Raw genomic sequence first — 24241 nt, forward strand, 5'->3', positions numbered from 1 at the left:
GAACACAGTGGCTCGTTTGGCTGGACGTTATGGAATTCTTCGATTTCGGCACGATTTTCTTTCTGATTGCCGCTGTGGTGATCTTCTTTCAGCTGCGCAATGTGCTCGGCCGGCGTACGGGCAATGAACGTCCGCCTTTTGATCCCTACACCGCAGGGCGCAGGTCTTCCAGCGAAGAAAAGTCCGGCGACGGCGAAAACGTGGTCTCCCTGCCGCGCCGCAAGGGCGCTCCGGAACCCGACCTGACCTATGCCGATATCGACAAGGCCGCCAAGCCGGGCAGCGAATTGAACAAGGGCATGCGCGCCATTCGCGACGCTGACGCCTCGTTCGCGCCCAAGAGTTTCGTCGAAGGCGCGAAGATGGCCTATGAGATGATCGTCATGGCTTATGCCGATGGCGACCGCCGCACCCTCAAGAACCTGCTTTCGCGAGAGGTTTATGAAGGTTTCGTCGCTGCAATCGACGAGCGTGAGAAGCGCAACGAGAAGATCGAATCCTCGTTTGTCGGCATCGACAGCATGGATATCGTCGCCGCCGAGATGAAGGGTTCGGAAGCCCATGTCACGCTGCGCATCGTCAGCGAGCTCATCTCCGCCACCCGTGACGGGTCCGGCGAGGTGATCGACGGCGATCCCGAGACCGTGGCCGAAGTCAAGGATGTGTGGACCTTCGCGCGCGACAGCCGTTCCCGCGACCCCAACTGGAAGCTCGTCGCCACCGAAGCCGAGGATTGATCCTTGCCGGGCGGAGCGTCGTGCATGGCCGCGCAGTCTGCGGCGCTTTCGCCATCCCTTGAGAGGGTTTCGTTCAGCGACATGCCAGGCTGGCGGGAAGACAAGGTTCTTTCCGCCTTTCGTGCATTTGCCCGTTCCGCCAGGCGCGTTGCCGTAAAGCCCTATCGCACGGGCGCGCTGGGCATTGCGCTTTCCGCCTTCGCTCCCGCTCACAAAGCGGCACTGGCCATGCCCGACGCCGATGAAGCATCGGCCCGGGCATTCTTCGAAGAACATTTCATTCCCTGCCATATCCGCGCTGAAGACGGCGGTTCCGGTTTTGTGACCGGCTATTACGAGCCGGAGGTTGAGGCCTCGCGCGAAAGGACCGAGCGCTTTTGCGTGCCGCTCTACCGGCGTCCCGACGATCTGGTGGATGTGGATGATGAGAACCGCCCCGCCGGGCTCGATCCCTATTTTGCGTTTGCCCGGAAAACGGACAGTGGCCTTGTGGAGTATCACGACCGCGGTGCAATCGACCGTGGCGCGCTGGACGGGCGTGGTCTGGAACTCGTCTGGCTCGACAACAGGGTCGATGCCTATTTCATCCATGTTCAGGGTGCGGCAAGGCTGCGGTTTGAGGATGGATCCGTCATGCGCGTCACCTATGCCGCGAAGTCGGGTCACTATTTTACGGGCGCCGGAAAGGTGCTCATCGAGCGCGGCGCGCTTTCTCCGGAAACGGTCACAATGCAGAGCATTCGGGCCTGGTTTTCGGAAAATCCGGAGCGAATTGACGAAATTCTCCGGCAAAACCGCTCTTTCATCTTTTTCCGCGAAACCGATGCGGGAGCGCCGGAACTTGGTCCCGTGGCCGCCGCCAAGGTGCAGCTCACGCCGGGACGCTCGATCGCCGTCGACCGGCTGTTGCACACATTCGGAACCCCGTTCTTCATCAATGCGCCGGAACTCTATGTGGTCGATGGCGGGCCATTCCGCCGCCTGATGATCGCGCAGGATACGGGCTCGGCGATCACTGGACAGGCGCGGGCCGATCTCTTCATCGGCAGCGGTGCTGCGGCGGGCGAGATCGCCGGTGTGATCCGCCACAGAGCGGATTTTTATGCGCTGGTTCCCAGAGCGCTTGTGGAAGGCTGAGCAATGACCAGCCACACGCCGAAACGTCTGAGTATGGAAGACCGCATTCTGTGGAACCGCGTGGCGCGGACCACGGAGCCGCTCAAGGGCAAGTTTCTTGAAGAAACGGCAGAGCCCGATGACGACACGATGGCCGAGCTTTCGCGCCTGGTGGCGCAGGACACGTCGCGGCCTGCTGCGACATCCAGCAGTTCCGGCAAGGCTTCGCCCGCTCCGGTCAAGGCGCATCCGACCCGGCCCATCGACAAGCCCACCCATACCAAGATTGCCCGTGGCCGGCTTGTTCTGGAGGGGCGCGTGGACCTTCACGGGCTGACCCAGTCGGAAGCGCACAGCCTGCTTCTCTCCTTCCTGAACCGCGCCCATGCGGAGGGCATGCGCCATGTTCTGGTGATTACCGGCAAGGGCGCATCGTTCGGCAGTGATGGCGTGCTGCGCCGCGCCCTGCCGCGCTGGCTTGCAACACCGCCCTTCTCCGGCCTGGTGAGCGGGATCGACGAGGCAAGCCGGCGTCATGGCGGCGGCGGCGCGTTCTATATCCGCCTGAAGCGCAGGCACAGGAGCGGCATGTGACCCCGCTTGGCGAGAAAATCCGCGAGCTGCGGCGTGAGCGCGGGGTGAGCCAGAAGGAAATGGCGGCGGCCATCGGCGTCAGCGCGGCCTATCTTTCTTCTCTGGAGCACGGTCGCGCCAGCCCACCCAACTGGGCGATGGTTCAGAAGATAATCGGGTTTTTCAACGTGATCTGGGACGAGGCGGATGAGCTGCAGCGGATCGCCGAGCTTTCACACCCGCGCGTCGTGGTGGACACGGCGCATCTTTCGCCCTGTGCAACGGAACTCGCAAACCTTCTGGCGGCGCATATCGCTTCTCTGAAGGATGGCGAGATCAAGGTGCTTCTGAAGCAGTTGAAAGCCGTCACCGGCGACCGGGCGACGGACGGGACATAAGATTCTTATGGTTCAGGAATCCTGGAAAAGCGCCTTCAGCTCATCCAGCTTCTCGTTCACCAGCCAGCCATAATAGTTCTCTTCCGGAAGCTTGACCCGCTGGCCTTTGGCCCGGCGGACGCGGTTTTCCGCTGCCAGACGCGCGGCACGTGCTTCCGGATTGCCGAGATTGTAGAGCGTGGCGGTGATGCCCGGATTCTTCGAAATGTCGAAATCGGCAATCTGCCTGTAGGCGGCGATGGACTTCTTCACCGTCGCGGCCACATAGGCGAGCGATTTATCCGGGTCCATGATCGTCTGGTAGACTTCCTGCGGGTTGGTGTGGCTGATCTGGCGGAAGCCGGAAACCCTGTTCACCGTGTCGGTCATCTTGAGGGCGGTCAGCGGATTGAGCTGACCGATGCCGAAGGTCTGGCCTGCATAGAAAGGCTGGAAGAAAACGGCCCCGAACCGGTCGTTCGGCCATTTCTTGCCGTCGACGGATTTGCCGCGGAACGATTTGTCCCAGACGGCTTCGCGGCACGACCAGATGTCGTAGCTGCCCTTTTCCTTTTCGCAGTCGGCGAATTCGGGCCGTTCCACGAACTGGCCGACCGTCTCACCGCCATAGGAGAAGGAGAAATCGCTTTTCAGATAAGAGACCGCCTTCACATAATAGGTCTGGAGGCGGTCATAGGCGTCCACATTGTAGGTGTGCTCACCGACGATGGCGCCGACCATGTGAACGGGATCGATGTTGTATCGGGATGAAATGGAGCGGATCTTGGAAACGAGCCCGCCATCCGTTTTCAGAAGCTGGTAGACCTTGCCATATTTGGCTTCATAGGTGGTCTGGGCCGACTTCGTGCGCTTGGCCGAAACACCGGGCACCGGGGGCTGCTTTGCGTTCCGGTTTCCTTCGGGAACGAGTTTGGCCGCGGAAACGGGAAGTGTTCCGACGCAGAAGAAGCCGAGGCAAATGCCTATAACCAGTCGTGCCCGTGGTGCCATGTCGCGCTGCTTGCGCCCCCTGCGTGGTTCTGACTTTTTTGGATTATCGGCAAATTAGGCAAAGCTACCGACCAAGTCGAGAGGCATTCGCAGCCCGACAAACATCACGCCCCGACCGCGGCAGAGATGTCACACTTGCTTATATGCGGGCCTCTTATGCGCCCCTCTTATGCGCCATGCCCCGCCGGCTCGGCACCGGCGGGGCATGGGACAGGGAATGGGCAGATTTCGGAACTGTACGGGGGCTTCAGAGGATGAAGCGCGACAGGTCCGTGTTTTTGGCCAGATCGCCGACATTCTTGTCGACATAGGCCGCGTCGATGGAAAGCTCGGTTCCCGAACGATCCGGTGCGTTGAACGAGATCTCGTCGAGCACGCGTTCCATCACCGTCTGCAGCCGGCGTGCGCCGATGTTCTCGACGCTGGCGTTCAGATCGACGGCAATGGCCGCCAGACGGTCGATGGCGTCGTCGGTGAAGTTCAGCGAAACGCCTTCGGTTTCCATCAGCGCCACATACTGCTTGATGAGGCTCGCCTCGGTTTCTGTCAGGATGCGGCGGAAATCGTCTTTTTCCAGCGCGCGCAGTTCGACGCGGATCGGCAGACGGCCCTGAAGCTCCGGCAGAAGGTCCGACGGCTTGGAGACGTGGAACGCGCCGGAGGCGATGAACAGGATGTGGTCGGTTTTGACCGGACCGTATTTGGTCGCAACCGTCGTGCCTTCCACGAGTGGAAGCAGGTCGCGCTGCACGCCTTCGCGCGAAACGCCGGCGCCCGCACCGTTCTCACGGTTGGCGATCTTGTCGATTTCGTCGAGGAAGACGATACCGTCATTCTGCGCCGATTCCAGGGCCCGCTGGGTGACTTCTTCCTCATCGAGAAGCTTGTCCGACTCGTCGGCGATCAGAAGTTCGTAGGACTCCTTCACGGTCGTCTTGCGCAGCTTGGTCGGCTTGCCGCCCATGGCCTTCTGGAGCATGTCGTTGATGTTCAGAACACCGATATTCGCGCCGGGCATGCCGGGCATTTCAAAACCGGGCATGCCGCCGCCGGAATCAGAGACTTCCACCTCGATTTCCTTGTCGTCCAGCTCGCCATTGCGCAGCTTCTGGCGGAAACTGTCCTTGGTGGCGGGGCTGGCGGTCTTCCCGACCAGCGCTTCAAGAACGCGCTCTTCGGCGTTCATGTGGGCGCGGGCCTTCACGTTCTCGCGCATCTTTTCACGCACGAGACCGATGGAGACCTCCACCAGATCGCGGATGATCTGCTCCACATCGCGGCCGACATAGCCGACCTCGGTGAACTTGGTGGCCTCGACCTTGATGAAGGGCGCGCCGGCGAGCTTTGCCAGGCGACGCGAGATCTCGGTCTTGCCGACGCCGGTGGGTCCGATCATGAGGATGTTCTTCGGCATCACCTCTTCGCGCAGCTCCGGCTCGAGCTGCTGGCGACGCCAGCGGTTGCGCAGCGCAATCGCCACGGCGCGCTTGGCGTCATTCTGGCCGATGATGTAGCGGTCGAGTTCGGAGACGATCTCGCGCGGGGAAAATGTGGTCATGTGTCCGTCTCGTTGTTCGTGTCGTATTGCATGATCAGGTAGTCCCCTGTGCGTCCGGCCAGATGAGGCACCGGCTGGAAGCCGGCCTTTTCATAGGCGCGGACCGCACGCGTGTTTTTGGGGTCCGGATCGATGATGATGTTTCTGCGTCCCGTCTCCAGAAGGTGGCGCACCATCAGCTTCACTGCGGTGCTTCCGATCCCTCGAGAGAGCAGGTCTTTCGCGCCGATGATCAGGTCGACGCCGACTGTATCCGCCGGAAGGTCGTCCACCCACTGATCAATCTCGTCGCGATTGTCCGCCAGAAACCAGTACTGAATGTAGCCGACAGGCCGCCCTTCCAGTTCGATCATGAAGGGGCGCGTCGTGTCGCGTCCCTCGATCATGTCGCGGATCTGGCCCAGCTCGATTTCAGGCTCGCCCCACCATTCGCGTATGTGCGGCTGGCGGAGCCAGTCGAGGAGCACTGGAAAATGATCCGCGGTTACCGGAGAAAGGGCAACCCGGTCTGCCTCATTCGGCGTCAAGGGTTTCCACCACCAAATTGTCATTGGTGTAGATGCAGATGGACGCGGCGATCTCCATCGCCTTGCGGGCGATTTCCTCGGCGTCCTTGTCGGTGTCGGCGAGCGCACGCGCGGCAGCAAGCGCATAATTGCCACCGGAGCCGATGGCCATGATGCCCTGCTCGGGCTCCAGCACATCACCATTGCCGGTAAGCGCCAGGGTGACGCTCTTGTCGGCCACGAGCATCATCGCTTCGAGCCGGCGCAGATAGCGGTCGGTCCGCCAGTCCTTGGCAAGCTCGACGCAGGCGCGCATCAACTGCTCGGGATACTGCTCCAGCTTGGCTTCGAGCCGCTCCAGAAGGGTGAAGGCGTCGGCGGTGGCCCCGGCGAAGCCGGCGATCACATTGCCCTTGCCGATGCGCCGCACCTTGCGCGCATTGCCCTTCATCACGGTGTTGCCCAGGCTGACCTGCCCGTCACCGGCAATCACCACTTTGTCGCCCTTGCGCACAGTGACGATTGTCGTGGCGTGCATGGATTTTTCTTCGCTCATCGCACACTCCTTTTCGCGCCGCCCGAAGAGGCACGGCGCCGTCAGATCGAATATGTAAGTTGATCATTGTGGAATGCAAACGCGCAGATGGATTTGCGATGTCCGTGCCAGGCGCCCTCGCCCTTCGACAAGCTCAGGATGAGGGCTGTTGTTGCGCTGTGCCTCTGGCCGGTCTGGTTTGGCTCGCGCGGGGTGTTGAATGCTTTCTGGGGATGGCCGGGACGAATGCCGGCTACAGGATTTGAAATCAGGCTCTGCCGGTCTTGGCGTACCGTCTGGGCGGCAACGGTTCTGGTCTTTGGCGGAACATGCTGCTAGAAGGCTGGCCTTCATGCAGCGCAAAGGGACAGACCATGGCTTCCAGCACAACGCGCACCGCCGAAATCAGCCGCAAGACCAATGAAACGGCCATTGCCGTTCGGGTCGAAATCGATGGCGAAGGCCGTTACGACATGGCTACCGGCGTGGGCTTTTTCGACCATATGCTGGAGCAGCTTTCCCGCCATTCGCTGATCGACATGACGGTGAAGGCCGATGGCGATCTGCACATCGACGATCACCACACGGTCGAGGATTGCGGCATCGCGCTCGGCAAGGCCATCTCGGAGGCGCTGGGCGACCGGCGCGGCATCACGCGTTACGCCTCGCTCGATCTCGCCATGGACGAATGCCTGACGCGCGCGGCGATCGATGTTTCGGGCCGCCCCTTCCTCGTCTGGGATGTTGAGTTTCCGACGCAGAAGATCGGCACGTTCGACACCGAACTGGTGCGCGAGTTCTTCCAGGCGCTTTCCCAGAATGCCGGCATCACACTGCATGTGACCAATCATTACGGCGCAAACAGCCACCACATTGCCGAGACCTGCTTCAAGGCGGTGGCGCGGGTGTTGCGTACGGCCTGCGAAGCCGATCCGCGCCAGCTTGATGCAGTCCCCTCCACCAAGGGCAGCCTGAAGGGATAAGCCGATGGCAAGCTATGTTGTGATGGAGCCGCCCGAACGCAATCCGGAACAGGCGGTTCTGGTGCGCGACGGCTTTGCGATCCTGGCGTTCATTGCGCCGTTCCTCTGGTTCCTGTGGCATCGCATGTGGCTGGAAGCGCTGGCTGCGGTTGCCGCCGCGCTGCTGCTCGGCGCGCTTGGCGCGCTGGAGGGCTGGTCGGTTGCGGCAACGGTGGCCTCGCTCTGCCTGTCGCTGTTCTTCGGGCTGGAGGCGCGCAATCTGCGGGTCTCCATGCTGAAGCGGCGCGGCTGGCATGAATGGGGCGTTGTCGACGCCGACAATCGCGACGAGGCGGAAACCCGTTTCATGGCGGAACTGGTGTTTGCCGACGATGAAGCGCGGCAGGAAACGCCATCCCCTGCCCTCACCGACGGGCCCGCACCGGCCAAGGGCTTCGGCCGTGGCAGCGAGCCGGCGCTCGGTCTCTTTTCCTATCCTGGAGCGCGCTGACCATGAAGGTTGCGATTATCGATTACGGCTCGGGCAATCTGCGCTCGGCCGCGAAAGCCTTCGAGCGCGCCGCGCGCGAAAGCGGCATCGGGGCCGAGATTTCAGTTACGGCGGATGCGGATGCGGTGCGCGCCGCAGACCGGATCGTGCTTCCCGGCGTGGGCGCTTATGCCGATTGCCGGCAGGGTCTCAGCGCGGTGCCCGGTATGGTCGAGGCGATCACGGATGTGGCGCTCGAAAAGGGTCGTCCGTTCCTCGGCATCTGCGTTGGCATGCAGCTGATGAGCGAGCGCGGGCTTGAAAAGACGGTGACCGAGGGGCTCGGCTGGATCGCCGGAGACGTGGTGGAAATGACCCCGTCCGACCCGGAATTGAAGATCCCGCAGATCGGATGGAACACGATTCACGTGAAACATTCGCATCCCCTGTTCGATGGAATCCCCACCGGAGAGGACGGTTTGCACGCCTATTTCGTGCATTCCTATCATTTCGCGGCGCGCAATGAGGCCGAGATTCTGGCCACCACCGACTATGGCGGGACGATCACGGCGGCCGTTGCGCGGGACAATCTGGTGGGCACGCAGTTCCACCCTGAAAAGAGCCAGGCGCTTGGCCTGGCCCTGATCGCAAACTTCCTGCGCTGGAGGCCCTGATGACGGTTTCGACCAAAAAAGGCTACTGGATCGCGATGGTCGATATCGCCGATCCGGAAGGGTACAAGAAGTATATCGAAGCCAATGCGAAGGCTTTTGAGAAATACGGTGCGAAATTTCTCGCCCGTGGCGGGCAGCATACCGCGCCCGAAGACCCTGCCGGCGACCGGCAGGTGATTATCGAATTCAGCTCCTATGAGCAGGCGCTTGCCTGCTACAACTCGCCGGAATACCAGCACGCGCTGGGCATCAGGCGGGATTATTCAACGGCGAAGCTCAGCATTATCGAGGGCGTCTGACATATGATACTTTTTCCCGCCATCGACCTGAAAGACGGCCAGTGCGTGCGGCTCAAGCTGGGCGACATGGACGAGGCGACGGTCTACAACACCGATCCCGCCGCGCAGGCCCGCTCCTTTGAGGAGCAGGGTTTCGAGTGGCTGCATGTGGTCGATCTGAATGGCGCATTCGCCGGCGCAAGCGTGAATGGCGATGCGGTCGAGGCGATCCTCAAGGCGACGAAGAACCCGGTGCAGCTGGGCGGCGGCATCCGCACGCTGGAGCATATCGAGGCGTGGCTCGACAAGGGCCTGTCGCGGGTGATCCTCGGCACGGTTGCGGTGCGCGATCCGGCTCTGGTGATCGAGGCCTGCAAGGCGTTTCCGGGCAAGGTTGCCGTCGGCATTGATGCGCGCGGCGGCAAGGTTGCGGTGGAAGGCTGGGCGGAGACCTCGGATCTTTCGGCAATCGAGCTTGCGCGTCGCTTCGAGGGCGCTGGCGTGGCCGCCATCATCTACACGGACATCGACCGTGACGGCGTTCTGACCGGCATCAACTGGGAATCGACCATTGAACTGGCCGACGCCGTTTCCATTCCCGTGATCGCTTCGGGCGGCCTCGCCTCCATCGCCGACATCGTGCGCATGACCATGCCCGATGCGGCGAAGCTGGAAGGTGCGATCTCCGGTCGCGCGCTCTATGACGGCCGCATCGACCCCGCCCAGGCGCTGAAAGTGCTCAGGGGAGAGGCTGCGTGAGCGCTGACGGTCGCCTGAGCCGGGGCACCAAGAGAACCTTCATCGTTCTTCTGGTGGTGATCCTTGTCCTGGCGGCGCTGCCCGTTCTTTCGGTTGCCGCCTCCAGCATCCTTGCCAGCACCTATGGCTGTACGGTTCACGAGGGCTTCAGCAATCCCTGCATGATCGCCGGTGAAGACCGGGGCGACATGCTATATTCCATGTTCGTGATGGGCTGGCTGGGACTGATCAGCCTGCCCTTCGGCATGGCCGCGCTAATCGCCTGGACAGTGGCGTTGATGATCGCCGTGATCCGGGCCCGCAAGAAGGCGAACCTCGCATGACACTCAAAGCCCGCGTCATCCCCTGTCTTGATGTGAAGGACGGCCGCGTCGTCAAGGGTGTCAACTTCGTCGACCTGATCGACGCCGGCGATCCGGTGGAGGCCGCGAAGGCCTATGACGCCGCCGGTGCCGACGAGCTCTGCTTCCTCGACATCACCGCTTCCAGCGACAACCGCGAAACGATTTTCGACGTGGTGGCGCGCACGGCCGAGCAGTGCTTCATGCCGCTCACCGTGGGCGGTGGCGTGCGCGAGGTGTCCGATATCCGCAAGCTGCTGCTTGCCGGCGCGGACAAGGTGTCGATCAACACGGCGGCGGTAAACGATCCCGAACTGGTGGCGCGTGCAGCCGACAAGTTCGGCAATCAGTGCATTGTCGTGGCCATCGACGCCAAGCAGGTTTCCGGCGAAGGCGAGCCGCTGCGCTGGGAAATCTTCACCCATGGCGGACGCAGGGAAACGGGTATCGACGCCGTTGAGTTCGCACGCAAGGTCGTGGATCTCGGCGCGGGTGAAATCCTGCTCACCTCGATGGATCGCGACGGCACCAAGGCGGGCTACAACATTCCGCTGACCCGCGCCGTGGCCGACGCCGTGCGCGCGCCGGTGATTGCATCCGGTGGCGTGGGCACGCTGGATCATCTGGTGGAAGGCGTTCGCGACGGACATGCGACCGCCGTTCTGGCCGCGTCGATCTTCCATTTCGGCACTTACACGATCGGCGAGGCCAAGGCGCATATGGCGGCTGCCGGCATTCCCATGCGGCTCGATCCCGCGCAGACCCCGGAGCAGGTATGAGCCAGTTCGACCTCACCCGTCTGGAAGCCATCATCGCCGAGCGCGCGCGTTCGGGCGATGAGAACTCGTGGACCGCGAAGCTGTTTGCCAGGGGCACACCGAAGGCTGCGCAGAAGCTTGGCGAAGAAGCCGTGGAAGCGGTGATCGCCGCCGTTTCCCATGATCGCGAAGACCTGATTTCCGAAAGCGCCGATCTCCTTTATCATTGGCTCGTCGTGCTGGCGCTGGAGGGCGTTTCGGTCGATGAGGTGATGGCGGAACTGGAGCGCCGCACCGCGCGCACCGGAATTGAGGAAAAGGCATCCCGAAAGGGATAGATCGTTTCCGCCCTGGGTGGCATCATCCATCGCATGATGGATGGCGACACCGATAAGACAACCATGGCGGCAAGGAAGGGGGCCGCGGACTTCATGGACCAGCTTGTCTCTGGGGAGAACTACTCCCCCTATCGCATTTTCACCGCCGAGAAGTGGGCGAAGTTCCGCGCCGACACGCCGTTGACGCTGACCGAGGACGAGGTGCAGCGCCTGCGCTCGCTGAACGATCCGGTCGATCTGGAGGAGGTGCGGCGGATCTACCTGTCCATGTCGCGGCTCCTTTCGGCGCATGTGGAGGCCACCCAGCTTCTGTTTCGCCAGCGGCAGGTCTTCTTCAATTCCGAAGACGTGGTCAAATCCCCCTTCATCATCGGCATTGCCGGCTCGGTGGCCGTTGGAAAATCGACCACGGCGCGCGTTCTTCAGGAGCTTCTGACCCGCTGGCCATCGAGCCCGAAGGTCGACCTGGTGACAACGGACGGGTTTCTCTATCCCAACGAGGTCCTGCGGCGCGAGAACCTGATGGAGCGCAAGGGCTTTCCCGAAAGCTACGATGTTGGCGCGGTTCTGCGTTTTCTCTCGGCGATCAAGGCCGGTGTGCCGAATGTTCCGGCGCCGCTCTATTCGCACCTCACCTATGACGTGCTGCCCGGCGAGTTCCGCACCATCGACCGCCCGGACATCCTGATCTTCGAGGGCATCAACGTTCTGCAGACCCGCGATTTGCCGCAGGATGGCACTGCAATCCCGGTGGTTTCGGACTTCTTCGACTTCTCGATTTATATCGATGCGCCGGAAGACCTGATCCATCAATGGTATGTGGACCGCTTCATGCGGCTGCGCGAAACGGCCTTCCAGAACCCGGAATCCTTCTTCCACCGCTATGCGGCGCTCAAGCCGAGCGCGGCGCTGGCCATTGCCGAGCAGCTCTGGGAGACGATCAACCTGAAGAACCTGCGCGAGAACATTCTGCCGACGCGACCGCGCGCCGATCTGATCCTGCGCAAGGGGGCGGATCACCTGACGGACGAAGTGGCGCTCAGGAAGCTGTGACGCGGCGCAAGGTCAGGTTGATGCGGCCCGGCGCGCTGAGCAGCGTCGAGGTGCCGGGATAGATGCGGTCGACGCCGTGAAAGGCGAGCCGCCCTGCCTCGCCCAGCACCACCACATCGCCGCTTTGCAGCTTGACCGAAACGGTCTTGTCGCCGCGCTTTGCGCCGCCGACGCGAAACAGGCAGGCATCACCGAGTGAAACCGACACCACGGGCGCGGCGAATTCCTGTTCGTCACGATCCTGATGCAGGCCCATTTTCGCGGTTTCAGCATAGTGATTGACGAGACAGGCCTCCGGCGGAGCCGGGAAATCCGCCACCTCCTCCCACAGGGCGAGTAGTCGCGCCGGCATTGGCGGCCATGGTTTTCCGGTCACAGGGTGCGTTTCCTGATAGCGATAGCCGCGCTCCCGGTCGGTGACCCAGCCAAGCGGACCGCAATTGGTCATGCGCACGCTCATTTCCCTGCCGGTTCGCGGCATGACCGGGACGAAAAGCGGGGCCTCGCGCACCACGGCGCGAATGTCTTCAACAAGCGCTTCCTGGGCGGTGCGGTCGAGATAACCCGGCAGATGGCGCACGCCTTCGGTGAGGGTTGGCAATTCAGTCTCCTTACATCTCGAGCACGGTGCATGGTGAGCCGCTGCATTGATGTAGTGCGTGGTTCGACAAGCTCACCATGAGGGATGCAGCGGCCTTGCAGAAAGGTCTGATTCTGCAACATCGCAGATGGGTTTTGCAGGCGTATTTCCACCCTCATGGTGAGCTTGTCGAACCACGCACAACGCCGTTGCCACATGATCGGACACGGCATGTAACCGTGCGATCTCACCCGGGAAACTTACACCCAGACAAAAGAAAACGGCGACCCGAAAGCCGCCGTTCCTGTCAGATCGTGCCGGGGGCGCTTATGCCTCGGCGAGATCGGGAATGCGCAGAACCTGGCCGGGGTAGATCTTGTCCGGGTCATCGAGCATCGGCTTGTTGGCCTCGAAGATCATGGTGTATTTCGCACCCTTGCCCTTGCCGTAATTGGCTTCGGCGATCTTCCAGAGATTGTCGCCCTTCTGGACCGTGTAGAAGACCGGGGCCTTGGCTTCGGCGGCGGCAACCTTGAGCTCGCCGGCTTCCACCTTGGAAATGCCGAGCGTGTTGCCCACGGCCACGACGGCCTTTTCGAAGGCCGACTGGTCTGCGACCTCGCCCTTCAGAACGACCTTGTCCCCTTCCACAATCACATCGACCTTGTCGGTGCCGAGGCTATGCGAATCGAGTTCCTTCTTCAGTTCGTCTGCTGCCGGCGGCTCCTCGTCCACCACGCCGAGCTTCTTGCCGACGGATTTGACGAAATCGAAAATGCCCATGGATACGTCTCCAGTTTGAGTTGGCGGATATTTGACGTGTAACGGTTGTAGATTTCAACTGTAAAACACTGAATGGTAATAAGCGGCGATTTTGCCCCGGAATCTTCAGCAACTTCTAGTCGTGGCTGACCTTGCCGCGCATCTTCTTGATGGAGGAGCGGCCAGCCTTGGCTTTCAGGCGGCGTTCGATGGCGGAGCGGGTGGGCTTTGTCTTCTTGCGCGGCCGTGGCGGTGGCTCGGCGGCGCGGGTAAGAAGTTCGGTCAGCCGGTCGCGCGCATCGGCGCGGTTCATCTCCTGGGTGCGGTAGCGTCCGGCCTCGATGACGATCTCGCCTTCCTTCGTGGCGCGGCTTCCCGCCAGTTCCAGAACCTTCTCGCGAATGCGCTGCGGCAGGCCGCGCGCGTTCCTCGCGTTGAAGCGCAGCTGAACGGCGGTCGCCACCTTGTTGACGTTCTGACCGCCGGGACCGGAGGAACGGATGAACTGTTCCTGCAATTCGTCCTCGAAGACGGTTACGCCATTTCTGATGTTGAGGTCGCCCTCGGCCATTGCGCCAGTCCGGTTGTGTTTTCTTGCATCAAAACAAAGGGCCCGACCAAATGGCCGGGCCCTGAAAATGCGCGTTCAGGTCCTGGGATGCAAGTCTGCGCGTTACTCGGCGGCTTCCGCCGGATGCGGTGCGGCCTCGCGCACGCTGGCGTCGACATGGGTTTCGAATTTCTCGAAATTGTCGATGAACATGCCAACCAGGCGACGGGCCTGCGCGTCATAGGCTGCCTTGTCGGCCCAGGTCGAGCGGGGGTCGAGCAGGCTGGAATCGATGCCCGGCACGTCGACCGGCACGGCGAAGCCGAAATGCGGATCGGTGCGGAACTCGGCATCGTTCAGCTTGCCGCTGAGCGCTGCATTGAGCAGGCCGCGGGTGACCTTGATGGGCATGCGGTTGCCGACGCCGTAGGCACCGCCGGTCCAGCCGGTATTGACCAGCCAGCAATCCACACCGTGACGGGCGATCAGGTCGCGCAGCAGATTGCCGTATTCCGAAGGATGGCGCGGCATGAAGGGAGCGCCGAAGCAGGTGGAGAAGGTTGCTTCCGGTTCGGTAACACCCTTTTCCGTGCCGGCCACCTTTGCGGTGTAACCGGACAGGAAGTGGTACATGGCCTGCGCCGGGGTCAGCTTGGCGATGGGCGGCAGCACGCCGAAGGCATCCGCCGTCAGCATGATGATGTTGTTGGGATGGCCGCTGCGGCCCGTTTCGCTGGCATTCGGGATGAAGTGCAGCGGATAGGCGCAGCGCGTGTTCTCGGTCAGGCTGCCATCGTCGAAGTCGGGGCGGCGCTGGTCATCGAGGACAACGTTCTCCAGCACCGTGCCGAAACGGCGGGTGGTGGCGAAGATTTCCGGCTCGGCCTCTTCCGACAGACGGATCGTCTTGGCGTAGCAGCCGCCCTCGAAGTTGAAGAGACCGGTCTCCCCCCAGCCATGCTCGTCATCGCCGATCAGCGTGCGCGACGGATCAGCCGAAAGCGTGGTCTTGCCGGTGCCCGACAGGCCGAAGAAGACGGCGGCGTCGCCATCGGGGCCGACATTGGCCGAGCAGTGCATCGGCATCACGCCCTTGGCGGGCAGGATGTAGTTGAGCGCGGTGAAGACCGACTTCTTCATCTCGCCGGCATAGGAGGTGCCGCCGATCAGAACGATGTTGCGGGTCAGATCCACGGCGATGACCGTCTCGGTGCGGCAGCCATGGCGCTCGGGATCGGCGCGGAAGGACGGCAGGTCGATGATCGTCATCTGCGGAACGAAAGCGTCGAGCGCCTCGACTTCCGGACGCAGGAGCAGGTTACGGATAAACATGGAATGCCATGCATATTCCGTAACAACGCGCACCGGCAGGCTGTTTTCCGGATCGGCGCCGCCGACGAGATCCTGCACGAAGAGGTCGCGGTCGGCCGCCTGCTTCACGAAATCGGCATAGAGCGCTTCGAAATGCTCCGGCGAGATGGGCTTGTTGTTGTCCCACCAAACGGCGTCTTCAGTGTCGGCGGTACGCACGACGAACTTGTCCTTGGCGGAACGGCCGGTGTGCTGGCCGGTCTCGGCAACGAGTGCGCCATCGGCAGAAAGCCGTGCCTCACCGCGACGCAGCGCTTCCTCATAGAGGGCAGCGGCCTGAAAGTTGTAATAGACGTTTCCCGTCGTTTTCAGACCATTGCTCTCAATCCCGCAAGCCGGGTTGCGCGTGCCGGTTTCGTTCATCGTAACCACCAAAAATCCCTTGAGATGCCTGTCTCCGCAGGCGATCCAAGCTGAAAACACAAATAATCGAGGGATTTCAAACCATTAATCGATTTAAAGATTTTAAAATCGTTTAAATCGTTTAAAAAGTACGTGATTCGACCGATATATGCACAGTTCCGAAGGGGACTGTGATGGCGCATGGCCGTGTCGGTGTGACACAGACTTCTTTATATGCCACATTTTGTACCCAATTTGTCCTGCATCTGCGCAGCCGATTGATGCAGATAGGGACGATATGCCCATGAGGGAGCCGCTAGACATGGCAACAATCGCGCTTGTCGATGACGATCGCAACATTCTCACATCCGTCTCCATAGCGCTGGAGTCCGAGGGATACCGTGTGGAGACCTACACCGATGGCGTTTCGGCGCTTGAGGGTCTGGGTGCGCGTCCGCCAAACCTTGCGATCCTCGACATCAAGATGCCGCGCATGGACGGCATGGAGCTTCTGCGGCGCCTGCGCCAGAAGAGCGACGTGCCGGTGATCTTCCTTACCTCCAAGGACGATGAGATCGATGAACTCTTCGGCCTGAAGATGGGGGCCGACGATTTCGTGCGCAAACCGTTTTCGCAACGTCTTCTGGTGGAGCGGGTGCGCGCTGTCCTGCGCCGCGCCAGCACGCGGGAAACGGCGGCCAAGACGCCCGGCAAGCAGTCAGAATCGCTGGAGCGCGGCCAGCTGGTCATGGACCAGGAGCGCCACACCTGCACCTGGAAGGGGCAGCCGGTGACGCTGACCGTGACGGAATTCCTGATCCTGCATTCGCTGGCGCAGCGACCTGGCGTCGTGAAAAGCCGCGATGCGCTGATGGATTCCGCCTATGACGAGCAGGTCTATGTGGATGACCGCACGATCGACAGCCACATCAAGCGGCTTCGCAAGAAGTTCAAGGCAGTTGACGGCGAGTTCGACATGATCGAAACGCTCTATGGCGTGGGCTACCGCTTCCGCGAGATCTAGGCCGAAAATCAATTCGGCTGCGTGGCGTGCGCCCGGACAAGACAGTGGCGATGAGTGTAAAGACGGAAAAGACGGAGCAGCGGCCTTCAAGGGCTGCGCGACCGACGGGCCCGGCCTTTCTTGGCCGGCTCGCCGTGCCGTTGCGCCGTCTTTTCGGGCATTACGTCTTCTCCAGTCTCACCCGGCGCATTCTGTTTCTCAACCTGGCGGGCCTCGGCGTTCTGGTCGTCGGCGTTCTTTATCTGAACGAGTTCCGCGAGGAACTGATCAGCGCGCGCGTGGAAAGCCTGATGACGCAGGGCGAGATCATCGCCGGCGCCATTGCAAGCTCCGCCGAGGTGGAAACGGACTCGATTCTCGTCGATCCCGACAAGCTGCTTGAGCTACAGGCCGGACAGAGCCTGCCCCTGCGCGCCGATCAGCTGGAAAGCCTCGACTTCCCGATCAATCCGGAGCGGGTGGCCCCTCTCCTGCGAAGGCTCATTCCGCAGACCCGCACCCGCGCGCGCATTTACGACCCGGATGCGAACCTGCTGCTTGATTCCCAATATCTTGGCCAGGTGCTGCGCTATGAACTGCCGCCGGTGGATGACGAGCCCTCGGGCGTGTTCGAAAGCATCTGGCAGCGGCTGCGCGAGATTTTCCGTCGCCGTGACCTGCCGGTCTATCGCGAGCAGCCCGGCGGCAGCGGCGTTGCCTATCCGGAGGTGATGAAGGCGCTGACGGGCACCACCAATTATGTGGTGCGGATCAGCGAACAGGGCGAGCAGATCGTTTCTGTCGCCGTGCCGGTTCAGCGGTTCCGGGCGGTTCTCGGCGTGCTTCTCCTGTCGACGCAGGGCGGTGATATCGACAAGATCGTTGCAGCCGAGCGCAAGGCGATCCTGCGCGTGTTTGCCGTTGCCGCGCTGGTGACGGCCATCCTGTCGCTGCTGCTGGCCTCGACCATCGCCAATCCGCTGCGCCGGCTTTCGGCAGCTGCGGTGCGGGTGCGCCGGGGCGCGCGGTCGCGCGAGGAAATCCCGGATTTCTCACATCGTCAGGATGAGATTGGCAATCTTTCCGCGGCATTGCGCGATATGACCAAGGCGCTTTATGCGCGCATTGACGCCATTGAGAGCTTTGCCGCCGATGTGGCGCATGAGCTGAAAAACCCGCTGACGTCGCTCGGCAGCGCGGTGGAAACGCTGCCGCTCGCCAAGGATGAGCGGTCGCGCGAACGTCTTCTGGAGATCATCCAGCACGATGTGCGTCGCCTTGACCGGCTGATCAGCGACATTTCGGATGCGTCGCGGCTCGATGCGGAACTCTCGCGCGAAGATGCGAGCCGCCTGGAGCTGAAACAGTTTGTGGGTGATCTGGTGAGTGCGATCCGCGAAGCAGGGTCCAGCAAGAAGCCGGTCGAGATTACCTTCGCCACCGAAGAGCGGGATGGCGCGGACGCGACCTATTACATTCAGGGCCACGATCTGCGGCTTGGGCAGGTCATCACCAATCTGATCGAGAACGCCCGTTCCTTCGTGCCGGAAAAGACGGGGCGGATCGATGTGCGTCTGGCGCGTGTCGGCAAGCGCATCATCCTGTCCGTGGAGGACAACGGGCCGGGCATTCGCGTCGAGAACATCGACCGCATCTTCGAGCGGTTCTACACGGATCGTCCGGCGGGTGAGGCGTTCGGCCAGAATTCCGGCCTCGGTCTTTCCATCAGCCGGCAGATCGTGGAGGCCCATGGCGGCACGCTGACGGCGGAAAACATTGCGGGCGGGAAGCCCGGCGACATTCAGGGCGCACGGTTCATCGTCGCGCTGCCTGCGGAGACCTGATCCGCCATGCACAACCGCCACGCCACCGCCATCGTCGTCGCCGGTCACGGCATATTGATCGAAGGCGCGTCGGGCAGCGGCAAGACCATGCTGGCCTTCGAGGCCCTCTCCTTTTTCAAGGCGGCGGGCCTGTTTGCCTGCTTCATTTCAGACGATCAGGTTTTTCTCTCCGCCCGCAATGGCCGGCTGATCGTGCGCACGCCCGCACCCATTGCCGGGCTGGCGGAAGCGCGCGGGCTCGGGCCTGCAAAGCTTGCGCACATGCCGGCCGCCGTGATGGATCTCGTGGTGCGTCTTGTCGACGAACAGGACGCGCCGCGATTTTCCGAAGGGCAGCAAATGGTCCATGAAGGCATCGCGCTTCCGTGCGTGGAATTGCCGCAACGACAGGCACGAAGGGCCGTTCACGCCATCGCGGCAACCCTTCAATTGCCGCCTTTTGGCCCCTCTCAAGTCACCGTTTGAACTTTATTTAGGCGACTCGCCGCAGTTTTGGGCTTGTCAACGGCCTGTGCGTTGACAAGATAGCGCTCTTGTCGTGAGGCAGTCTGGGGTCTGGTCTTCAGAGATGGGCCTTCAGGGGTCGACCATCGCGGACCGAGGCCTAAATGAGAATAACCGGATATGCGGGCAGGCCCGCAAAGTCAGCTGGATGGAGTGAACGCGTGACAGCCTCGAGCGCAGCCTTGAAAGCCAAACCAGGAAATCGGATGATGTGCCGATGATTGGGCTCGTATTGGTGACGCATGGCCAATTGGCCGAAGAATTCCGCCACGCCGTTGAGCATGTGGTGGGTCATCAGGAAAACCTTGAAACAGTCTCCATCGGCGCTGAAGACGATATGGAGCAGCGGCGGCGCGACATCGTTGACGCCGTGGCGCGGGCCGATACGGGCTCGGGCGTGATCATCCTCACCGACATGTTCGGTGGAACGCCGTCGAACCTGGCCATCTCGGTCATGGATGCCGGCCGCGTGGAGGTGATTGCCGGCATGAACCTTCCGATGCTGATCAAGCTTTCCTCCGCACGCGCCAATGACGACATGGCGCAGGCGCTTGAAGAGGCGCAGACCGCAGGGCGGAAATACATCAATGTCGCAAGCCAGGTCCTGAGCGGAAAATGAGCGAGCCGCAGACGAACGACATGCCGGTTCGCGCACCGGCCGCCGAGGAACTCAGGCGCGAGTTCACCATCGTCAATCAGCGTGGTCTGCATGCGCGCGCTTCCGCCAAGTTCGTGCAGACGGTGGAGGCCCACGATGCCGATGTCGAGGTCGAGAAGGACGGGATCACCGTCGGCGGAACCTCGATCATGGGCCTGATGATGCTGGCGGCCAGCCCCGGCTGCAGCATCCGGGTCAGCGCCAGTGGTCCTGAAGCCGAGGCGCTGCTCGATGCGCTCGAGGCTCTGATCGCCGACCGTTTCGGCGAGGAATGCTGAGACCGGGCCTTATCAGTCGACATGCACGAATAAAGATTTCTTTATATCCATTGTGAGCGCCGCATTGTTCTGGTAGTCAAAAGCCAGCATTCGCGCCCGGCCGTTCGCCTGTGGCGCCCGGATTCATCACAATCGGAGAGTACGCCAATGAGCGCTGACAAGGACTATGTGGTCGCCGACATTTCGCTGGCCGACTGGGGCCGCAAGGAAATCGAGATCGCCGAAACGGAAATGCCGGGCCTGATGGCCTGCCGCGAAGAGTTCGGCAAGGAAAAGCCGCTGAAGGGCGCGCGCATCTCCGGCTCGCTGCACATGACGATCCAGACCGCTGTTCTGATCGAGACGCTGAAGGCGCTTGGCGCGGATGTGCGCTGGGCATCGTGCAACATCTTCTCGACGCAGGATCACGCCGCTGCGGCCATCGCCGAAGGCGGCACGCCGGTCTTCGCCATCAAGGGCGAGACGCTTGAAGAGTACTGGACTTACACGGATCAGATCTTCCAGTGGACGGATGGCGAGCCCTCCAACATGATCCTCGATGATGGCGGCGACGCCACCATGTACATCCTCATCGGCGCGCGCGCCGAGGCCGGCGAGGACGTTCTGTCCAACCCGGGCAGCGAGGAAGAGGAAGTTCTGTTCGCGCAGATCAAGAAGCGCATGGCGGCAACGCCGGGCTTCTTTACGCGCCAGAAGGAAGCCATCAAGGGCGTGACCGAAGAGACGACCACCGGTGTGAACCGTCTCTACCAGCTGCAGAAGAAGGGCCTCCTCCCCTTCCCGGCAATCAACGTCAATGATTCCGTGACCAAGTCGAAGTTCGACAACAAGTATGGCTGCAAGGAATCGCTGGTCGACGGCATTCGCCGCGCAACCGACGTGATGATGGCCGGCAAGGTGGCCGTGGTCTGCGGCTATGGTGATGTGGGCAAGGGCTCCGCGCAGTCGCTTTCGGGCGCCGGCGCACGCGTGAAGGTGACGGAAGTCGACCCGATCTGCGCGCTGCAGGCCGCCATGGACGGCTTCGAGGTCGTCACGCTGGACGAAGCCGCGCCGACCGCCGACATCGTGATCACCACGACCGGCAACAAGGACGTCATCACCCTCGATCACATGCGCAAGCTGAAGGACATGGCGATCGTCGGCAATATCGGCCATTTCGACAATGAGATTCAGATCGCAGCACTGCGCAATCTCAAATGGACGAACATCAAGCCGCAGGTCGACATGATCACCTTCCCGGATGACAAGCGGATGATCCTGCTGTCGGAAGGCCGTCTGTTGAACCTCGGCAATGCGACGGGTCACCCGAGCTTCGTGATGTCGGCATCCTTCACCAACCAGGTGCTGGCGCAGATCGAGCTCTTCGTGCGCGGCGGGGAGTACAAGAACGAAGTCTACGTTCTGCCCAAGCATCTCGACGAGAAGGTTGCCCGTCTGCACCTCGACAAGCTTGGCGCTTCGCTGACCACGCTGTCGGATGAGCAGGCCGATTACATCGGTGTGACGCCGCAGGGTCCCTTCAAGCCGGAGCACTACCGCTATTAAGCGGCGTTAACCAAAGCACAACATATTGATCCCGGACCATTGACTTTTGGTCCGGGATTATTTTTGTCGCCCGTCCTTCTTCACGACGATTCGCTCACGCGGTACAGTGCTGTGATTCGCGAGGCGGCTGACCTTCCGGGCTGTGGGCCTGGCGAAAGGAAGGGGCGGTCTTGCCACACCATGCGGCGAAGAAGGATCAAGACATGCCGGGGCTGGACCCGCTGAACGGCGGATCTATGGGCCCTAGGGGCCGACAGCGCAAAACAGGCATCACACGGGGATTGATGCGGTTTCTGACGCTGACGACGAGCGTGGTCATGCCATTCACGGCGGCCGCGCAGACGAGCGCGCAGGTTGCGCCAGGCGTGTCCTTTGCTGCTTCCGATGTCATTGAAGTCGCGGTGTTCGCCGGCATCATGGGCGCGGCGTTTCTGTCGGCCATCTGGCTGATCCGCCAACGCGCGCGCATCGCTGCTGAAAATCTGGAGCTTCGCGCCCGTGTCGCTGAACTTAGCGGCGCACTGGGGCGCTCGGAAGCCCTTCTCAATCTCAAGGATCAACGCGCTGTCGTGTGGGGCGGTGGCGCGGACAAGCCGGCCATCGTCGGCGATCTGCCGCCGGGCTGCGGCGCGCCGGATGAACGCTCGGCGTTTCTGGCATTCGGCCGCTGGATGATGCCGCGCGCGGCGTCTGCGCTGGACCGGGCGCTGGCGAACCTGCGCGATGAAGGCGAGAACTTCGATCTGACCATCGAGACGCGCTCGGGCACGCTGCTTGAGGCGCAGGGACGCAAGTCGGCGCAGCACACCGTGCTGCGTTTCATCTCGCTTGCCGGCGTGCGCGAAGAACATGCGCGGATGCAGGTGGAGCAGGAGAACCTGCTTTCCGAGCGCAGGACCGTTCTGGGACTGCTCGATTCCCTCGACATGCCGTTCTGGCTGCGTGACAAGGCAGGCCAGCTTGCCTGGGTGAACCGCGCGTTCACCGGTGCTGTCGACGCGCCGAGCGGTGATGCGGTGCTACGCGAGCAGCTTGAATTCCTGCCCATGTCGGCGCGCGAAGAGATCACCAGCCGCCACCGCGAGGCCAATGAGGTGTTCAGGCAGTCGCTCTCCGCCGTTGTGCGCGGCGAGCGCCGGGTGTTTGCGATCACCGATTATGCGGGTGCGCATGGTTCGGCCGGCATCGCCAGCGATGTCAGCGAGGTGGAGACGATCCGCCGTGAGTTCGAAAGCACGGTGCAGAGCCATTCCGACACGCTCGATCAGCTCACCACGGCTGTCGCCATTTTTGACGAGAACCAGAAGCTGCGCTTCTTCAACCAGTCTTTCCAGAAGCTCTGGGATCTGGACACGCCCTTCCTGGAGAGCGCGCCGGACAATGCGCTTCTGCTCGACCGTCTGCGCAGCGAAGGCACGCTTGCCGAGCAGCCCGAATGGCGTCGCTGGAAGCAGGAGCTTCTTTCCGCCTATCGCAGCATGAAGCCGGAAGAACACTGGTGGCATCTGCCCGACGGGCGCACGATCCGTGTCATCGCCAATCCGCAGCCCAAGGGCGGCGTGACCTGGGTTTTCGAAAACCTGACGGAAAAGTTCGACCTGGAAAGCCGCTACAATGCGGCCATGCGGGTGCAGGGCGAAACGCTCGACAATCTGACCGAAGGTGTGGCCGTGTTCGGCCCCGATGGTCGCCTGCGCCTTTCCAACCCGGCCTTCCAGCGGCTCTGGAGCCTGCCCGATACGCTGATCGCTTCGGGTGCGCACATCGCCGATATCCGCACGGTCTGCGACCCGCTGGCGAAGGAAAGCCCCTGGCGCAGCTTCGTTGCCTCGGTCACCGGTTTCGATGACGAGCGCCGCAGCCAGCACGGACAGGTGGAATTAAGCAATGGCTCGGTGCTGAGCCATGCGACGATCCCGCTGCCCAACGGGCAGGTGATGATCACGTTTGTCGACATGACCGACAGCGTGAACGTGGAACGTGCGCTGAAGGAAAAGAACGACGCGCTGCAGAAGGCGGACAAGCTGAAGAACGATTTCGTTCAGCACGTCTCCTACGAGCTGCGCTCGCCGCTGACCAACATCATCGGTTTCACCGAGCTTCTGAACATTCAGGACACCGGATCGCTGAACCAGAGGCAGCGCGAATATGTGGACCATATCGGTTCGTCGTCTTCGGTGCTTCTCACAGTGGTGAACGACATTCTCGATCTTGCCACGGTCGATGCCGGCATCATGGAGCTGGAGATCGGCGAAGTGCGGGTCGGCGACATGGTCGAGGCTGCGGCCGGGCTCATCTCTGAGCGGCTGCGCGAGCACCAGATCCGCCTCGACGTGCAGATGGACGATGCCGCGCTGGTCTTCCACGCGGATGAGAACCGGGTGCGGCAGGTGCTGTTCAACCTGCTCTCCAACGCGGCCAATTATGCGCCGGAGCACAGCATTATCCGGCTTGTGGCGCGGCAGTATGACGACGCGGTCGAATTCAGCGTGCATGATGACGGTCCGGGCATGGCGCCGGACGTGCTGGAGACGATCTTCCGGCGCTTCGAGCCGCATGTGAATGGCGGTCGCCGTCGCGGCGCGGGGCTGGGCCTCTCCATCGTCAAGAGTTTCGTCGAGCTGCATGGCGGCTCTGTTCACATAGACACGGGCGAAGGGCGTGGAACCACGGTAACCTGCCGTTTCCCCTCCGCGCCGACACAGGCGCGGGTCGCCGCAGAGTAGCCACACCCT

The 24241-nt window shown here is 62.0% G+C and carries 28 protein-coding genes; 20 read left to right on the forward strand and 8 right to left on the reverse strand.

All coding sequences use genetic code 11. The features are described 5' to 3' along the window. Nucleotides 1-29 precede the first annotated feature (29 nt). From DEJ54_RS05175 to DEJ54_RS05190, 4 genes are read left to right on the forward strand one after another with little or no spacing between them, the layout of a single operon-like run. On the forward strand, nucleotides 30-737 hold the full coding sequence (locus DEJ54_RS05175) for a Tim44/TimA family putative adaptor protein (RefSeq protein ID WP_113153625.1): 708 nt from the start codon (nucleotides 30-32) through the stop codon (nucleotides 735-737). A gap of 24 nt (nucleotides 738-761) precedes the next feature. After that, nucleotides 762-1874, forward strand: a complete 1113-nt coding sequence (locus DEJ54_RS05180; RefSeq protein ID WP_113153626.1) for a murein transglycosylase A — start codon at nucleotides 762-764, stop codon at nucleotides 1872-1874. 3 nt (nucleotides 1875-1877) lie between these two features. Beyond that, on the forward strand, nucleotides 1878-2447 hold the full coding sequence (locus tag DEJ54_RS05185) for a Smr/MutS family protein (RefSeq protein WP_113153627.1): 570 nt from the start codon (nucleotides 1878-1880) through the stop codon (nucleotides 2445-2447). Beyond that, complete coding sequence (locus tag DEJ54_RS05190) at nucleotides 2444-2824, forward strand: helix-turn-helix domain-containing protein (protein ID WP_113153628.1); 381 nt, start codon at nucleotides 2444-2446, stop codon at nucleotides 2822-2824. Before DEJ54_RS05185 ends, DEJ54_RS05190 begins: the two co-directional genes overlap by 4 nt. Before the next feature lie 12 nt (nucleotides 2825-2836). On the opposite strand, the gene DEJ54_RS05195 is transcribed toward DEJ54_RS05190, so the two are convergent. The 4 genes from DEJ54_RS05195 to hslV form a co-directional block, all read right to left on the reverse strand. Then, the gene (locus DEJ54_RS05195; protein WP_113153629.1) at nucleotides 2837-3814 is read right to left on the reverse strand and encodes a DUF1402 family protein; all 978 of its coding nucleotides are present in this window, start codon (nucleotides 3812-3814) and stop codon (nucleotides 2837-2839) included. A gap of 247 nt (nucleotides 3815-4061) precedes the next feature. Continuing rightward, nucleotides 4062-5372: an ATP-dependent protease ATPase subunit HslU gene (hslU, locus tag DEJ54_RS05200; RefSeq protein WP_113153630.1), complete on the reverse strand. Its 1311-nt coding sequence runs from the start codon at nucleotides 5370-5372 to the stop codon at nucleotides 4062-4064. Continuing rightward, nucleotides 5369-5899: a GNAT family N-acetyltransferase gene (locus DEJ54_RS05205; protein WP_245447704.1), complete on the reverse strand. Its 531-nt coding sequence runs from the start codon at nucleotides 5897-5899 to the stop codon at nucleotides 5369-5371. Before DEJ54_RS05205 ends, hslU begins: the two co-directional genes overlap by 4 nt. Further along, a complete protein-coding gene (gene hslV, locus DEJ54_RS05210) occupies nucleotides 5886-6434 on the reverse strand; it encodes an ATP-dependent protease subunit HslV (protein ID WP_113153632.1) in 549 nt (182 codons plus the stop codon). The genes DEJ54_RS05205 and hslV overlap by 14 nt, the downstream gene beginning before the upstream one ends. Before the next feature lie 353 nt (nucleotides 6435-6787). Here hslV and hisB point away from each other — a divergent pair, with 353 nt between their 5' ends. The 9 genes from hisB to coaA all read left to right on the forward strand — a co-directional run bounded on the left by hisB (nucleotide 6788) and on the right by coaA (nucleotide 12066). Continuing rightward, the gene (gene hisB, locus DEJ54_RS05215; RefSeq protein ID WP_113153633.1) at nucleotides 6788-7396 is read left to right on the forward strand and encodes an imidazoleglycerol-phosphate dehydratase HisB; all 609 of its coding nucleotides are present in this window, start codon (nucleotides 6788-6790) and stop codon (nucleotides 7394-7396) included. Between the two features lie 4 nt (nucleotides 7397-7400). Continuing rightward, the gene (locus tag DEJ54_RS05220; RefSeq protein WP_113153634.1) at nucleotides 7401-7886 is read left to right on the forward strand and encodes a DUF2628 domain-containing protein; all 486 of its coding nucleotides are present in this window, start codon (nucleotides 7401-7403) and stop codon (nucleotides 7884-7886) included. Between the two features lie 2 nt (nucleotides 7887-7888). Then, nucleotides 7889-8539 (forward strand): imidazole glycerol phosphate synthase subunit HisH, encoded by a 651-nt coding sequence (hisH, locus tag DEJ54_RS05225; protein ID WP_113153635.1) that lies wholly within the window; start codon nucleotides 7889-7891, stop codon nucleotides 8537-8539. Next, complete coding sequence (locus DEJ54_RS05230) at nucleotides 8539-8838, forward strand: DUF1330 domain-containing protein (protein WP_113153636.1); 300 nt, start codon at nucleotides 8539-8541, stop codon at nucleotides 8836-8838. Before hisH ends, DEJ54_RS05230 begins: the two co-directional genes overlap by 1 nt. Nucleotides 8839-8841: 3 nt before the next feature. Continuing rightward, entirely contained in the window at nucleotides 8842-9576 is a 735-nt protein-coding gene (gene hisA, locus DEJ54_RS05235; RefSeq protein ID WP_113153637.1) for a 1-(5-phosphoribosyl)-5-[(5-phosphoribosylamino)methylideneamino]imidazole-4-carboxamide isomerase, read from the forward strand. Beyond that, nucleotides 9573-9899: a hypothetical protein gene (locus DEJ54_RS05240; RefSeq protein WP_113153638.1), complete on the forward strand. Its 327-nt coding sequence runs from the start codon at nucleotides 9573-9575 to the stop codon at nucleotides 9897-9899. Before hisA ends, DEJ54_RS05240 begins: the two co-directional genes overlap by 4 nt. Further along, nucleotides 9896-10696, forward strand: a complete 801-nt coding sequence (gene hisF, locus DEJ54_RS05245; protein WP_113153639.1) for an imidazole glycerol phosphate synthase subunit HisF — start codon at nucleotides 9896-9898, stop codon at nucleotides 10694-10696. Before DEJ54_RS05240 ends, hisF begins: the two co-directional genes overlap by 4 nt. Beyond that, nucleotides 10693-11013, forward strand: coding sequence for a phosphoribosyl-ATP diphosphatase (locus DEJ54_RS05250; RefSeq protein WP_113153640.1), 321 nt, complete (start codon nucleotides 10693-10695; stop codon nucleotides 11011-11013). The genes hisF and DEJ54_RS05250 overlap by 4 nt, the downstream gene beginning before the upstream one ends. A gap of 93 nt (nucleotides 11014-11106) precedes the next feature. Next, entirely contained in the window at nucleotides 11107-12066 is a 960-nt protein-coding gene (gene coaA, locus DEJ54_RS05255; protein WP_222510479.1) for a type I pantothenate kinase, read from the forward strand. On the opposite strand, the gene DEJ54_RS05260 is transcribed toward coaA, so the two are convergent. From DEJ54_RS05260 to DEJ54_RS05275, 4 genes are all read right to left on the reverse strand, one after another. Then, on the reverse strand, nucleotides 12053-12667 hold the full coding sequence (locus DEJ54_RS05260) for an alpha-ketoglutarate-dependent dioxygenase AlkB (protein WP_113153641.1): 615 nt from the start codon (nucleotides 12665-12667) through the stop codon (nucleotides 12053-12055). The two genes, coaA and DEJ54_RS05260, sit on opposite strands and share 14 nt — an antisense overlap. 306 nt (nucleotides 12668-12973) lie before the next feature. Continuing rightward, nucleotides 12974-13429: a peptidoglycan-binding protein LysM gene (lysM, locus tag DEJ54_RS05265; RefSeq protein ID WP_113153642.1), complete on the reverse strand. Its 456-nt coding sequence runs from the start codon at nucleotides 13427-13429 to the stop codon at nucleotides 12974-12976. 115 nt (nucleotides 13430-13544) lie between these two features. After that, entirely contained in the window at nucleotides 13545-13979 is a 435-nt protein-coding gene (gene arfB, locus DEJ54_RS05270) for an alternative ribosome rescue aminoacyl-tRNA hydrolase ArfB (RefSeq protein WP_113153643.1), read from the reverse strand. Nucleotides 13980-14081: 102 nt separating this feature from the next. Then, nucleotides 14082-15692 carry a phosphoenolpyruvate carboxykinase gene (locus DEJ54_RS05275; RefSeq protein WP_113153644.1) on the reverse strand — a complete coding sequence of 537 codons (1611 nt, stop codon included), beginning with the start codon at nucleotides 15690-15692 and terminating at the stop codon, nucleotides 14082-14084. A 301-nt stretch (nucleotides 15693-15993) separates the two neighbouring features. Here DEJ54_RS05275 and DEJ54_RS05280 point away from each other — a divergent pair, with 301 nt between their 5' ends. The 7 genes from DEJ54_RS05280 to DEJ54_RS05310 all read left to right on the forward strand — a co-directional run bounded on the left by DEJ54_RS05280 (nucleotide 15994) and on the right by DEJ54_RS05310 (nucleotide 24232). Beyond that, nucleotides 15994-16695, forward strand: a complete 702-nt coding sequence (locus DEJ54_RS05280; protein ID WP_113153645.1) for a response regulator transcription factor — start codon at nucleotides 15994-15996, stop codon at nucleotides 16693-16695. A gap of 50 nt (nucleotides 16696-16745) precedes the next feature. Further along, nucleotides 16746-18518, forward strand: coding sequence for a stimulus-sensing domain-containing protein (locus DEJ54_RS05285; RefSeq protein WP_113156099.1), 1773 nt, complete (start codon nucleotides 16746-16748; stop codon nucleotides 18516-18518). A gap of 6 nt (nucleotides 18519-18524) precedes the next feature. Continuing rightward, the gene (locus DEJ54_RS05290; protein ID WP_113153646.1) at nucleotides 18525-18983 is read left to right on the forward strand and encodes an HPr kinase/phosphorylase; all 459 of its coding nucleotides are present in this window, start codon (nucleotides 18525-18527) and stop codon (nucleotides 18981-18983) included. A gap of 256 nt (nucleotides 18984-19239) precedes the next feature. Beyond that, the gene (locus DEJ54_RS05295; protein WP_113153647.1) at nucleotides 19240-19641 is read left to right on the forward strand and encodes a PTS sugar transporter subunit IIA; all 402 of its coding nucleotides are present in this window, start codon (nucleotides 19240-19242) and stop codon (nucleotides 19639-19641) included. After that, the gene (locus DEJ54_RS05300; protein WP_236042166.1) at nucleotides 19638-19958 is read left to right on the forward strand and encodes an HPr family phosphocarrier protein; all 321 of its coding nucleotides are present in this window, start codon (nucleotides 19638-19640) and stop codon (nucleotides 19956-19958) included. Before DEJ54_RS05295 ends, DEJ54_RS05300 begins: the two co-directional genes overlap by 4 nt. Nucleotides 19959-20105: 147 nt before the next feature. Next, a complete protein-coding gene (ahcY, locus tag DEJ54_RS05305; protein WP_113153648.1) occupies nucleotides 20106-21506 on the forward strand; it encodes an adenosylhomocysteinase in 1401 nt (466 codons plus the stop codon). Between the two features lie 203 nt (nucleotides 21507-21709). Next, on the forward strand, nucleotides 21710-24232 hold the full coding sequence (locus DEJ54_RS05310) for a PAS-domain containing protein (protein WP_371685962.1): 2523 nt from the start codon (nucleotides 21710-21712) through the stop codon (nucleotides 24230-24232). Nucleotides 24233-24241 lie beyond the last annotated feature (9 nt).

The organism is Nitratireductor sp. OM-1 (genome assembly GCF_003296175.1).
In the GTDB taxonomy this organism is placed as follows: Bacteria; Pseudomonadota; Alphaproteobacteria; order Rhizobiales; family Rhizobiaceae; genus Nitratireductor; species Nitratireductor aquimarinus.

Coding starts and splice junctions, on each gene's coding strand:
- DEJ54_RS05195 (WP_113153629.1), bottom strand. CDS start 3,814: ATGGCACCACGGGCACGACTGGTTATAGGCATTTGCCTCGGCTTCTTC.
- lysM (WP_113153642.1), bottom strand. CDS start 13,429: ATGGGCATTTTCGATTTCGTCAAATCCGTCGGCAAGAAGCTCGGCGTG.
- DEJ54_RS05275 (WP_113153644.1), bottom strand. CDS start 15,692: ATGAACGAAACCGGCACGCGCAACCCGGCTTGCGGGATTGAGAGCAAT.
- DEJ54_RS05310 (WP_371685962.1), top strand. CDS start 21,710: ATGCCGGGGCTGGACCCGCTGAACGGCGGATCTATGGGCCCTAGGGGC.
- DEJ54_RS05250 (WP_113153640.1), top strand. CDS start 10,693: ATGAGCCAGTTCGACCTCACCCGTCTGGAAGCCATCATCGCCGAGCGC.
- DEJ54_RS05290 (WP_113153646.1), top strand. CDS start 18,525: ATGCACAACCGCCACGCCACCGCCATCGTCGTCGCCGGTCACGGCATA.
- ahcY (WP_113153648.1), top strand. CDS start 20,106: ATGAGCGCTGACAAGGACTATGTGGTCGCCGACATTTCGCTGGCCGAC.
- DEJ54_RS05180 (WP_113153626.1), top strand. CDS start 762: ATGGCCGCGCAGTCTGCGGCGCTTTCGCCATCCCTTGAGAGGGTTTCG.
- DEJ54_RS05300 (WP_236042166.1), top strand. CDS start 19,638: ATGAGCGAGCCGCAGACGAACGACATGCCGGTTCGCGCACCGGCCGCC.
- hisB (WP_113153633.1), top strand. CDS start 6,788: ATGGCTTCCAGCACAACGCGCACCGCCGAAATCAGCCGCAAGACCAAT.
- hisH (WP_113153635.1), top strand. CDS start 7,889: ATGAAGGTTGCGATTATCGATTACGGCTCGGGCAATCTGCGCTCGGCC.
- DEJ54_RS05230 (WP_113153636.1), top strand. CDS start 8,539: ATGACGGTTTCGACCAAAAAAGGCTACTGGATCGCGATGGTCGATATC.
- DEJ54_RS05175 (WP_113153625.1), top strand. CDS start 30: ATGGAATTCTTCGATTTCGGCACGATTTTCTTTCTGATTGCCGCTGTG.
- DEJ54_RS05185 (WP_113153627.1), top strand. CDS start 1,878: ATGACCAGCCACACGCCGAAACGTCTGAGTATGGAAGACCGCATTCTG.
- hslV (WP_113153632.1), bottom strand. CDS start 6,434: ATGAGCGAAGAAAAATCCATGCACGCCACGACAATCGTCACTGTGCGC.
- DEJ54_RS05295 (WP_113153647.1), top strand. CDS start 19,240: ATGATTGGGCTCGTATTGGTGACGCATGGCCAATTGGCCGAAGAATTC.
- DEJ54_RS05285 (WP_113156099.1), top strand. CDS start 16,746: ATGAGTGTAAAGACGGAAAAGACGGAGCAGCGGCCTTCAAGGGCTGCG.
- hisF (WP_113153639.1), top strand. CDS start 9,896: ATGACACTCAAAGCCCGCGTCATCCCCTGTCTTGATGTGAAGGACGGC.
- coaA (WP_222510479.1), top strand. CDS start 11,107: ATGGACCAGCTTGTCTCTGGGGAGAACTACTCCCCCTATCGCATTTTC.
- hslU (WP_113153630.1), bottom strand. CDS start 5,372: ATGACCACATTTTCCCCGCGCGAGATCGTCTCCGAACTCGACCGCTAC.
- DEJ54_RS05220 (WP_113153634.1), top strand. CDS start 7,401: ATGGCAAGCTATGTTGTGATGGAGCCGCCCGAACGCAATCCGGAACAG.
- arfB (WP_113153643.1), bottom strand. CDS start 13,979: ATGGCCGAGGGCGACCTCAACATCAGAAATGGCGTAACCGTCTTCGAG.
- hisA (WP_113153637.1), top strand. CDS start 8,842: ATGATACTTTTTCCCGCCATCGACCTGAAAGACGGCCAGTGCGTGCGG.
- DEJ54_RS05280 (WP_113153645.1), top strand. CDS start 15,994: ATGGCAACAATCGCGCTTGTCGATGACGATCGCAACATTCTCACATCC.